General features: G+C 61.1%; 11 protein-coding genes and 1 tRNA gene. 11 read left to right on the forward strand and 1 reads right to left on the reverse strand.

Going from position 1 to position 11675, the window contains the following annotated elements; translation table 11 throughout:
* The first annotated feature begins 19 nt into the window (after window positions 1-19).
* The 10 genes from FJW03_RS08335 (at window position 20) to FJW03_RS08380 (ending at window position 10615) form a co-directional block, all read left to right on the forward strand.
* Entirely contained in the window at window positions 20-817 is a 798-nt protein-coding gene (locus FJW03_RS08335) for a DeoR/GlpR family DNA-binding transcription regulator (protein ID WP_140760096.1), read from the forward strand.
* 95 nt (window positions 818-912) lie between these two features.
* A complete protein-coding gene (glpD, locus tag FJW03_RS08340; RefSeq protein ID WP_140760098.1) occupies window positions 913-2439 on the forward strand; it encodes a glycerol-3-phosphate dehydrogenase in 1527 nt (508 codons plus the stop codon).
* A 41-nt stretch (window positions 2440-2480) separates the two neighbouring features.
* Window positions 2481-3560: an ABC transporter ATP-binding protein gene (locus FJW03_RS08345; protein WP_140692947.1), complete on the forward strand. Its 1080-nt coding sequence runs from the start codon at window positions 2481-2483 to the stop codon at window positions 3558-3560.
* Between the two features lie 9 nt (window positions 3561-3569).
* Complete coding sequence (locus FJW03_RS08350) at window positions 3570-4637, forward strand: ABC transporter ATP-binding protein (protein WP_140607029.1); 1068 nt, start codon at window positions 3570-3572, stop codon at window positions 4635-4637.
* Complete coding sequence (locus tag FJW03_RS08355) at window positions 4638-5504, forward strand: carbohydrate ABC transporter permease (RefSeq protein WP_140760100.1); 867 nt, start codon at window positions 4638-4640, stop codon at window positions 5502-5504.
* Window position 5505: 1 nt separating this feature from the next.
* On the forward strand, window positions 5506-6426 hold the full coding sequence (locus tag FJW03_RS08360; RefSeq protein WP_140607027.1) for a carbohydrate ABC transporter permease: 921 nt from the start codon (window positions 5506-5508) through the stop codon (window positions 6424-6426).
* A 3-nt stretch (window positions 6427-6429) separates the two neighbouring features.
* A complete protein-coding gene (locus tag FJW03_RS08365) occupies window positions 6430-6717 on the forward strand; it encodes a DUF2160 domain-containing protein (RefSeq protein ID WP_140607026.1) in 288 nt (95 codons plus the stop codon).
* An 83-nt stretch (window positions 6718-6800) separates the two neighbouring features.
* On the forward strand, window positions 6801-8525 hold the full coding sequence (locus FJW03_RS08370; protein WP_140607025.1) for an ABC transporter substrate-binding protein: 1725 nt from the start codon (window positions 6801-6803) through the stop codon (window positions 8523-8525).
* Window positions 8526-8616: 91 nt separating this feature from the next.
* A complete protein-coding gene (glpK, locus tag FJW03_RS08375; protein ID WP_140760102.1) occupies window positions 8617-10110 on the forward strand; it encodes a glycerol kinase GlpK in 1494 nt (497 codons plus the stop codon).
* A 13-nt stretch (window positions 10111-10123) separates the two neighbouring features.
* Window positions 10124-10615, forward strand: coding sequence for a DUF6882 domain-containing protein (locus FJW03_RS08380; protein ID WP_226890616.1), 492 nt, complete (start codon window positions 10124-10126; stop codon window positions 10613-10615).
* Window positions 10616-10703: 88 nt separating this feature from the next.
* On the opposite strand, the gene FJW03_RS08385 is transcribed toward FJW03_RS08380, so the two are convergent.
* A complete protein-coding gene (locus FJW03_RS08385) occupies window positions 10704-11174 on the reverse strand; it encodes a BA14K family protein (protein WP_140607023.1) in 471 nt (156 codons plus the stop codon).
* Between the two features lie 268 nt (window positions 11175-11442).
* Between FJW03_RS08385 and FJW03_RS08390 the strand changes: the two genes are divergently transcribed.
* Window positions 11443-11518: transfer RNA gene (locus FJW03_RS08390), tRNA-Lys, on the forward strand.
* The last annotated feature ends 157 nt before the right edge of the window (window positions 11519-11675 follow it).

Below are 11675 nucleotides of genomic sequence, written 5' to 3' on the forward strand. Positions count from 1 at the left end.
CGAAAATGGGAGCTGTCTAATGTATCTGTCGCCGCGTCATGCCGAGATCATCCAGATGGCCAAGGACCATGGCCGCGTGCTGGTTGACGATCTGGCTACCCATTTCAACGTGACGCCGCAGACCATTCGCAAGGACCTCAACGATCTGTGCGACCAGAGGCTGCTTTCGCGCATTCATGGCGGCGCGTTGTTCCCGTCCGGCATCGAGAACATGGAGTATGAGGCCAGGCGCAAGATCGCGGCGGACGAGAAGGAGGCGATCGGCCGCGCGGCGGCCAGGCTGATCCCCGACAACGCTTCCTTGTTCATCAACATCGGGACAACGACCGAGGCCGTCAGCAAGGCGCTGCTCGATCACAACGGCCTGATGGTCATAACCAATAATATCAATGTTGCCAACAGGATGCGTATCTATCCGTCGATCGAGGTTGTGATTGCCGGTGGCGTGGTCCGCGGCTCGGACGGTGGGGTCGTCGGCGAAGCCGCGGTTGACTTCATCAGGCAGTTCAAGGTCGACTACGCCGTCATCGGCGCCTCGGCCATCGACCATGACGGCGCCTTGCTCGACTTCGATTTTCGCGAAGTGAAGGTGGCGCAGGCGATCATCGCCAATGCCAGGCACGTCATCCTGGTATCAGACCAGACCAAGTTCGAACGCACCGCGCCGGTGCGCATCGGCCATCTGTCGCAGGTCAACACTTTCATCACCGACCGCTGCGATATCCCGTCGGTGCGCAGGATCTGCCAGGAGGCCGAGGTTCATCTGATCGAAACTTCGCCTGGCGGACCCATTCACGACCATTTCACAGGCGTGTGATATTTCGTTTGACATTCGTTATCAGTTCGAAATAATTCCACCACGGTTTCGCAAAAGACCCGAAATGGTGCAATGCGAAATCGTTGGAGGAATTTGTGGACGCATCTCAGATCCGTGACATCTTTGTCGTTGGCGGGGGCATCAACGGCTGCGGCATCGCTCGGGACGCCGTTGGCCGCGGGTTCTCGGTTTTCCTCGCCGAGATGAACGACCTCGCCAGCGGAACGTCCTCGGGCTCGACCAAGCTGATCCATGGCGGCCTGCGCTATCTCGAATTCTACGAATTCCGCCTGGTGCGCGAGGCGCTGATGGAGCGCGAGGTTCTGTGGAAGAACGCACCGCATATCATCTGGCCGATGCGCTTCGTGCTGCCCTATGCCAAGGGCCTGCGTCCCGCCTGGCTGATCAGGCTTGGCCTGTTCCTCTACGACCACATTGGCGGGCGCAAATTGCTGCCGGCGACCAGGACACTCGACATGGCGAGCGATCCGGCGGCCAAACCTCTGAAACCATTGTTCAAAAAGGCTTTTGAATATTCGGACGGCTGGGTCAATGATGCGCGCCTGGTGGCGCTCAACGCCCGCGATGCCGCCGATCGCGGCGCGACGATCCGGACCCGCACGAAGGTGGTCGGAGCCCGTCGTGAAGCCGGCATGTGGGTGATCAAGATCGAGAACCTCAGGACCGGTGATACCGAGGAGGTCAGGGCCAGGCTGCTGGTCAACGCCGCCGGACCATGGGTCGATCACGTACTCTCCGACGTCGTCGGCCTCAATGACGTGCACAATGTCCGCCTCGTGCAGGGCAGCCACATCGTCATCGCCAAGAAATTCGACGATCCGCGCGCCTATTTCTTCCAGAACAAGGATGGCCGCATCATTTTCGCCATTCCCTACGAGGAAGAGTTCACGCTGATCGGCACCACCGACCGGGACTATCCCGGCGATCCGCATGACGTGAAGATCAGCGACGCCGAGATCGATTATCTCTGCGCCGCGGCCAGCGAATATTTCGCTCAACCCGTCATGCGGTCCGACATCGTCTGGACCTATTCAGCCGTGCGTCCGCTCTATGATGACGGCGCCTCCAAGGCGCAGGAAGCAACGCGCGACTATGTGCTGAAGGCCGATGCCGGCGAGGGGTCCGCCCCGATCGTCAATGCCTTCGGCGGCAAGATCACCACCTACCGCCGGCTGTCGGAATCGATGCTGGAGAAGATCGAAGGGTTCCTCGGCACACGCGGCAAGCCATGGACCGCCAACGCACCGCTGCCGGGCGGCGATTTCCCGGCCACCGGTTTCGATGCGCAGGTGACGAAGCTGAAGGCGGCCTATCCGTTCCTCGATGCGCGCCTCGCCCGCCGGCTGACCCGGCTTTACGGAACGCGCGCTCAGGTTCTGCTCGGCCTTGCCAAGTCGAATGCCGAACTCGGCCGCAACTTCGGTGGTGACCTTTACGAGGCCGAGGTGCGCTATCTCGTTGAAAACGAATGGGCAGTTACGGCGGAGGATGTGCTGTGGCGCCGGACCAAGCGCGGTCTGCACCTTAACCGCGAGCAGGTCGCAGCGCTCGATGAATTCATGCGCGGCATAAGCCGCCGACATGTCGCTGCTGCCGAATGAAGAGGTTTTGAGCTGATGCAGAAAGCCTGGGAGGAGGCGTCATGCTTGAATTGAGGAACGTTACCAAGACGGTCGGTGCGGTCGAGCATATTCGCGACGTGTCGCTGACGCTTCAGCACGGCTCGCTCAACGTTCTGCTCGGGCCAACGCTTTCCGGCAAGACCAGCCTGATGCGGCTGATGGCCGGCCTCGATGTGCCGACCACGGGTTCGGTCTGGTTCGACGGCCGCGACGTCACCGGCACGCCGGTGCAGAAGCGCAAGATCGCCATGGTCTACCAGCAGTTCATCAACTATCCGGCGATGACCGTCTACGAGAACATCGCCTCGCCGCTGCGGGTGGCCGGCGTAGAGCAGGGCAAGATCGACAGCCAGGTGCGCGAGGCCGCGGCGCTGCTCAAGCTGACGCCCTATCTCGACCGCACACCGCTCAACCTTTCAGGCGGCCAGCAGCAGCGCACCGCGCTGGCGCGCGCCATCGTCAAGAATGCCAGCCTGGTGCTGCTCGACGAACCGCTGGCCAATCTCGACTACAAGCTGCGCGAGGAATTGCGGGCTGAACTGCCGAGGATCTTCGCCGCCGCCGGCACCATCTTCGTCTATGCCACCACCGAGCCGCACGAAGCGCTGCTGCTGGGCGGCAACACGGCGACGCTGTCGGAAGGCCGGATCACGCAGTTCGGACCGACGATCGATGTTTTCCGCAAGCCGATCGATCTGGTGACGGCCAGGACATTCGCCGATCCGCCGCTCAACACCATCGTGCTGGCCAAGAAGGGGCCCGACTTCCTGCTGGAGGGCGGCGTCAAACTGCCGGTGCCGACGGAACTCGTGGGCATCGCCGACGGCAATTACACGATCGGCTTCCAGCCGCATCACCTGTCGCTCGAACGGCCTGATGCCTTGGCGGTACCGGTGCGGGCGAAAGTCATCATCACCGAGATCACCGGCTCCGAGAGTTTCGTCCATCTCGACTTCGCCGATGCCCGCTGGGTGATGCTGACCCATGGCATCAGGGATTTCGAGACCGACGCGGTGGTCGAAGTGTTCATCGATCCGCGTCACATCATGGTCTTCGACCAGCACGGCCGCGCCGTGACCGCGCCGAAGCTGGCGGCATAGGAGGGCGATATGGCGCGCATCGACGTCAACCATGTCAGGCATTCCTATCTGCCTAACCCGCGAACGGACGCCGATTTCGCGCTGCGGGAAGTGCATCATACGTTCGAGGATGGCGGCGCCTATGCGCTGCTTGGGCCATCCGGCTGCGGCAAGACCACACTGCTCAACATCATTTCAGGCCTGCTTCATCCCTCGCACGGCCAGTTGCTGTTCAACGGCAGGGACGTGACCAACCTGTCGACGCAGGAGCGCAATATCGCACAGGTGTTCCAGTTCCCGGTCATCTACGACACAATGACCGTCTACGACAATCTGGCGTTCCCGCTGCGCAATCGCGGCGTGACGGAGGCCGACGTCGACCGCAAGGTGCGCGAGACGCTGGAAATGATCGACCTGGCCTCCTGGGCCAAGAAGAAGGCGAGAGGGCTGACCGCCGACCAGAAGCAGAAAATATCGCTCGGGCGCGGGTTGGTCCGCTCGGACGTCAACGCCATCCTGTTCGACGAGCCGCTGACGGTCATCGATCCGCACATGAAATGGGTGCTGCGCTCGCAGTTGAAGCAACTTCACCGCCGTTTCGGCTACACTATGGTCTATGTCACCCACGACCAGACCGAGGCCCTGACCTTCGCCGACCAGGTCGTGGTCATGTATGATGGCGGCATCGTGCAGATCGGCTCGCCGGCGGAACTGTTCGAACGGCCGCGCCATACCTTCGTGGGCTACTTTATCGGCTCGCCCGGCATGAATGTCATGCCGGTGGCGATCGACGGCAGGACGGCGACGCTCGGCTCGCAGCGCATCGAACTGCCTGGTGTGCCGAAGGCCGGCAGCGGCGCCGTCGAACTCGGCATTCGCCCCGAATATATCAGGCTCGGCCGCGATGGCATGGCCGTTTCGATCAGCAAGGTCGAGGATCTTGGCCGCCACAAGGTGGTGCGCGCCAAGCTGGAGGGTCGCGACATCGCGGCGGTCATCGGCGAGGACGAGATCGTTCCAGCCGAGCCCAAAGTGCGGTTCGATCCTGCCGGCATCAACATCTATGCCGATTCCTGGCGTGTCGAGATGGGGGCTTAGATGGAAAAGACCTGGAACAACAAGGCCTGGTTCCTGGTGCTGCCGGTGCTGGTGCTGGTAGCGTTCTCGGCCGTCATCCCGCTGATGACCGTCGTCAATTATTCGGTGCAGGACACGTTCGGCAACAACGTCTTCTTCTGGGCCGGAACGGAGTGGTTCGAGGAATTGTTGCATTCCGACCGCTTCTGGGAGGCGATGGCCCGCAACCTGATTTTTTCCTTCATCATCCTGGCCATCGAGGTTCCGCTTGGCGTCTTCATAGCGCTCAACATGCCGAAGAAGGGCTGGGGGGTGCCGGTTTGTCTGGTCTTGATGGCGCTGCCGCTGCTGATCCCGTGGAACGTGGTCGGTACCATCTGGCAGGTATTCGGGCGCGGCGACATCGGTCTGATGGGCTATTACCTCAACGCCCTCGGCATCGACTACAATTACGTACAGGATCCGTTCGATGCCTGGGTGACGATCATCATCATGGACGTTTGGCACTGGACCAGTCTGGTCGTGCTGCTCTGTTATGCCGGTCTGGTCTCGATTCCGGACGCCTTTTACCAGGCGGCCAAGATCGACGGCGCGTCGCGCTGGGCGGTGTTCCGCTATATCCAATTGCCGAAGATGCAGCGCGTGCTGTTGATCGCCGTGCTGCTGCGCTTCATGGACAGTTTCATGATCTACACCGAACCCTTCGTCGTTACCGGCGGCGGCCCGGGCAATTCGACGACGTTCCTGTCGATCGACCTGGTCAAGACGGCGCTCGGCCAGTTCGACCTCGGTCCGGCAGCGGCCATGTCGCTGGTCTACTTCCTCATCATCCTGTTGTTGTCGTGGATCTTCTACACCGTGATGACCAATTACGACGCGGAGCGCTGAGATGACCGGCGTCAACGAACGCACCGAACGTAGTGCGATGAACGGGACCGCCGCCTCCGAAGGGCTCGCCAGTTCGCTGTCGCAGAGCGAACTGGACAGGCGGATGCGCCGGCGCGGCGAGGAATCGCGCTGGTGGTGGATGGTGCCGACGCTGTACATCTTTGTGCTGCTGCTGCCGATCTACTGGCTCATTAATATGAGCTTCAAGACCAATGCGGAGATCGTCAACTCGCTGACGCTGTATCCGCACGCACCGACCCTGCATAATTACTACACCATCTTCACGCAGTCGGCCTGGTATTCCGGCTACATCAACTCGATCACCTATGTCGTGATGAACATGGTGATCTCTGTCACCGTGGCACTGCCGGCGGCCTATGCCTTCTCGCGCTACCGCTTCCTCGGCGACAAGCATCTGTTCTTCTGGCTGCTGACCAACCGCATGGCGCCCCCAGCGGTGTTCGCACTGCCGTTCTTCCAGCTCTATTCCGCCTTCGGCCTCATCGATACCCATATTGCGGTGGCTCTCGCCCACTGCCTGTTCAACGTGCCGCTGGCTGTGTGGATCCTCGAAGGCTTCATGTCGGGCGTGCCGAAGGAAATCGACGAGACAGCCTATGTCGACGGCTATTCGTTCCCGCGCTTCTTCATCAAGATATTCATGCCGCTGATAGCCAGCGGCATCGGAGTCGCATGCTTCTTCTGCTTCATGTTCTCGTGGGTCGAACTGCTGATCGCCCGCACGCTGACGACGACTGACGCCAAGCCGATCGCGGCGACCATGACCCGCACCGTGTCCGCATCGGGCATGGACTGGGGGCTGCTGGCGGCCGCCGGCGTGCTGACGCTGATCCCCGGCGCGCTGGTGATCTGGTTTGTGCGCAACTATATCGCCAAGGGCTTCGCCCTGGGGAGGGTCTAATCCATGAACCTCAATTTCTCCTGGATGGCGTGGACCTGGCCGACGGCCGCGTTCTTTGTCGTCATCGCGCTGCTTCTGTTTGGCATGGGTGTTTGGGAATACGCTTCGCCGGGTGGCAACCCGCGCGTCGGCGTGCTGCGCTTCGAGACGACGCGCGGCGATCGCCTTTTCGTTTCGCTGCTTGGCAGCGCCTTTATCCATCTCGCTTGGTTGGGTCTCGTTGGATCCAATCTGTGGTGGGCTCTCGCTCTCTCCGTGCTCTACGCCGTTGGCGTGTTCCGCTACGTATAGAGGGAGATACTGATGGAGCGGCCGCGTGTCGGCGGACGGTCCAGATCGCACTTGAAACCTTTTAAAAACTCGGAGGAGACACAATGCGACGGCAATTTTTAACGTCAACGACTGCCCTTGTCCTGTTGCTCGGTGCGGGCAATGCCTATGCCGGAATGGATGAAGCAAAGACCTTTCTCGACAAGGAGATAGGCGATCTGTCGACGCTTTCGCGCGCCGACCAGGAAAAGGAAATGCAGTGGTTCATCGATGCGGCCAAACCGTTTGCCGGCATGGACATCAAGGTCGTCTCGGAAACCTTGACCACACACCAGTACGAATCGCAGGTGCTGGCGCCTGCTTTCACCGCAATTACCGGCATCAAGGTCACGCACGACGTTATCCAGGAAGGTGACGTCGTTGAGAAGATCCAGACCCAGATGCAGACCGGCCAGAACATCTATGACGGCTGGGTCAACGATTCGGATCTTATCGGTACCCACTGGCGCTACCAGCAGGTGCGAAACCTGACTGACTGGATGGCGGGCGAAGGCAAGGACGTCACCGATCCGATGCTCGATGTCAACGACTTCATCGGCACCAAGTTCACCACAGCGCCGGACAAGAAGCTCTACCAGCTTCCCGACCAGCAGTTCGCAAACCTCTACTGGTTCCGCTACGACTGGTTCAACGACGAGAAGAACAAGGCCGACTTCAAGGCGAAGTACGGCTATGACCTCGGCGTGCCTGTCAACTGGTCGGCTTACGAGGACATCGCTGAATTCTTCACCGGCCGCGACGTCGGCGGCAAGAAGGTCTACGGCCACATGGACTACGGCAAGAAGGATCCGTCGCTCGGCTGGCGGTTTACGGACGCCTGGCTGTCGATGGCCGGCAATGGCGACAAAGGCCTGCCGAACGGCCTGCCGGTTGACGAATGGGGCATCAAGGTGGACGAGAACTCTCGCCCGGTCGGCTCATGCGTGGCGCGGGGCGGCGATACCAACGGCCCGGCGTCGGTCTATGCGATCCAGAAATACCTCGACTGGTTGAAGGCCTATGCGCCGCCGGAGGCGCAAGGCATGACCTTCTCTGAATCGGGCCCGGTTCCGTCGCAAGGCAACGTGGCGCAGCAGATCTTCTGGTACACCGCCTTCACCGCCGACATGGTCAAGCCCGGCCTGCCTGTCATGAACGACGACGGCACGCCGAAGTGGCGCATGGCGCCGTCGCCGCACGGCTCCTACTGGAAGGACGGCATGAAGCTCGGCTACCAAGACGTCGGCTCGTGGACGCTGATGAAGTCGACGCCGACCGACCGCGCCAAGGCCGCCTGGCTCTATGCTCAGTTCGTCATCTCCAAGACCGTGGATGTGAAGAAGAGCCATGTCGGCCTCACCTTCATCCGCGACTCCACGATCCACGACAAGAGCTTCACCGAACGCGCTCCCAAGCTCGGCGGGCTGATCGAGTTCTACCGTTCGCCGGCGCGCGTACAGTGGACGCCGACTGGCACCAACGTTCCCGATTATCCGAAGCTGGCGCAGCTCTGGTGGCAGAACATCGGTGACGCCTCGTCGGGAGCCAAGTCGCCGCAGGAGGCAATGAATGGCCTCTGCGCCGATCAGGAGAAGGTTCTGGAGCGTATCGGGAAGTCGGGTGTCCAGGGCGATATCGGTCCGAAGATGGCCGAAGAGCATGACCTTGCTTACTGGAACGCCGACGCGGTGAAGAAGGGCAACCTCGCGCCGCAGCTAAAGCTCGATAACGAGAAGGAAAAGCCGATCACCATCAACTATGACGAATTGGTCAAGAGCTGGCAGAAGTAAGACGATCCATGCGGGCGCCGTGCCCGTGTGAAATTGGGGGAGGCGGCGCATTGCCGTCTCCCTTCTTTGTGTCAAGGCGGAGGACGCGGGAATGAGCGGTTTTGTGCTGGCAATCGACCAGGGAACGACATCGACCCGGGCAATTCTGTTCGACGGCGACATGAAAGTCGTCGGCAGCGGGCAGCAGGAATTCACCCAGCACTATCCCGCGTCCGGTTGGGTCGAGCACGATCCGGAAGAAATCTGGGCAAGTGTCGTGGCTACCGTGAAAGCCGCGCTGAGGGCCCCCGATTGTGAGGCTTCGGATGTGGCCGCCATCGGCATTACCAACCAACGCGAGACCGTCGTCATCTGGGACAAGGCGACCGGCAAGCCGATCCACAATGCCATCGTCTGGCAGGACCGCCGCACCGCGCCGCTCTGCCAAAAATTGAAGAAGCAGGACCTGGAGAAGAAATTCACCCGCAAGACAGGGCTGCTGCTTGATCCCTATTTTTCCGGCACAAAGATCGCCTGGATGCTGGACAAGGTGAAAGGCGCCAGGAAACGCGCGGAGAGGGGCGAATTGCTGGCAGGTACCATCGATAGTTTCCTGATCTGGCGGCTGACCGGCGGCAAGGTCCACGCCACCGATGCCACCAACGCCTCGCGCACGCTGGTCTACAACATCGCTGAGAATATTTGGGACGACGAACTGCTTTCCATCCTGCGTATCCCCGCCGCTTTGCTGCCTGAGGTGAAGAACTGCGCCGACGATTATGGGGTGACGGAAAAGAGCCTGTTTGGCGCGGAGATACGAATCCTCGGTGTCGCCGGCGACCAGCATGCCGCGACCATCGGCCAGGCCTGCTTCGAGCCAGGCATGATGAAGTCCACCTATGGCACAGGCTGCTTCGCGCTGCTCAATACCGGCGCCGATCTGGTGCGCTCGAAGAACCGGCTGCTGACCACGATTGCCTACCGGCTGAACGGCAACACCACCTATGCGCTGGAAGGCTCGATCTTCATTGCCGGCGCCGCCGTGCAGTGGCTGCGCGACGGCATCAAGGTGATCGGCAAGGCCGAGCAGAGCGGCAAACTGGCTGCCGAAGCCGATCCGACACAGAACGTTTATTTGGTGCCGGCCTTCGTCGGATTGGGCGCGCCGCATTGGGACGCGGACGCGCGCGGCGCCATCTTCGGGCTGACGCGCAATTCGGGCCCGGCGGAATTTGCCCGCGCCGCACTCGAATCCGTCGCCTTCCAGACCGGCGACCTGCTGGACGCCATGCGCAAGGACTGGAAAGGCGCCTCGGCCCGGACCGTGCTTCGGGTCGATGGCGGCATGGTGGCGTCCGACTGGACGATGCAGCGGCTGGCCGACATACTCGATGCGCCGGTCGACCGCCCGACCATCCTGGAGACGACAGCGCTGGGTGCGGCCTGGCTGGCCGGCTCGAAGGCAGGCGTGTGGCCCAAGGCGAAGGAATTCGCCAAGACCTGGGCGCTCGACCGGCGATTCAAACCGGACATGGACGTCGCCATACGATCCGCCAAACTGGCAGGCTGGCGCGATGCCGTGCGCAGGACCCTGAGCTCGCAATAAGGGGACTGCGCGGATGAATGTGGGGGAAATGACGCCAGATTGGTATTCTGATTGGCGCGATGAGGCCTTCGAACAGCTGAAGGTCAAGAACGAGCGCCTGCACAAAGATTTCCGCCTCGGCACCTGGCCGCGCTATGACTATGACCTGAAAACTGGGAAGCTCCTGTTCTCGGAGGAAGGAACGGTGAAGGTCATTGCCGAGATCCAGATCGCGGGCACCACGAGCGCCAAGGCAAACAACTGGCTCTGGGCCTGGGCAAACGCAAATTTGCCTGGCGAACTCCTCGGCGACGCAAAGCTGGTTCGGTCCTTCGGGGAGAAGAATGGCATAGACGAACTGGCCCGGGCCTATGTGACGGATGGGAACAACGACCTTGAACCGCTCGGTTGGGAACTGACCGGAGCAATGGTGCGGATTTGCAATGCCCTTGGCGCCTATCGCTCTCCAAGCGGCGAAGGTGGTGGACTTTATTTAATCATCAAAAGGATCGGCTGGGCCAACTGATTCGATCCTTTTTTACGATCTCAAGACCATGGGAAACCCCGCGCCCGTCCGGCGCGGGGTTAAAGAGACTCGTCCTTGATAGCTCCAATCAGTAGGGGGAACGGCACTCCCGACGAGGACCATTGTTCGGCTGGAAGGTATTGTCCGAAGCGCGGTAACTCCGGTAATGGTCATAACACCACTGCACGTGGGCATTGCCTTCGTAAACGCGGTGGTTCTCGCTGTTGACAATAGCGCCAGTGATTAACGCGCCGGTAGCGAAGGCCGCAAGCGGGAACCAGTAGTCGCCATGGCGGCGATAGCCGCGATGATACTCACGATAGCCGCGATGGCCGTTCCAATACATGTCGCCGTTGCGAGCAAAGCTGCGATTGCGCGAGAAACTGCGATTGAACGGACGGTTTCGCCTCCATTCCTGATATTGCACCGTCTGCACATCCGGCGTTGCGATCTCCGGCATGGGCACATAGGCCGGCTGGGCGTTGACCGGCACGGTCTCCGCAGCAATGAGTGTGGCTGAGAGGGCCGCAGCAAGAAGGCCCGATTTGACTCTGCTCATGGTATTCTCCTCGAGGGTTTTGCGAACGTCCCTGTCGACGGAAAAACGAACGTCGCACGCGATTTGTTCCGCGGGAGGCGGGCGGCGGCTATCGGGTGAAGATCGTGGCCCACTCCTGACGGACTGCCCGCCCGACCGGTACCAGCAGGCAAAGGTGCCGCGATTTAGGGCGAAGAAGCGGCTGCCGAGCCGTCTTTTCCGGTTGACCGCTCGCGGCACTCTCCCTATGTTCCGCGCAATTTCGGGGGCGGCCTTTTCGAGCCCGCGGGAGCGCGTAGCTCAGCCGGTAGAGCAACTGACTTTTAATCAGTAGGTCATGGGTTCGAATCCCATCGCGCTCACCAAACATGCTCATCGCCAGCACGACTATGAATACCCAGGGCAACTATATGGGGACCGAACTCGCGCAAGCGCCTGGCACGCGAGTTCACCGTCTGGGATTGCAACATCACCTGCCAGGGCTGCGGCATCCAGCTGATCACACGACCGGCGTCAAGGTCC

Origin of the sequence: Mesorhizobium sp. B4-1-4, assembly GCF_006439395.2 — a bacterium.
GTDB lineage: Bacteria > Pseudomonadota > Alphaproteobacteria > Rhizobiales > Rhizobiaceae > Mesorhizobium.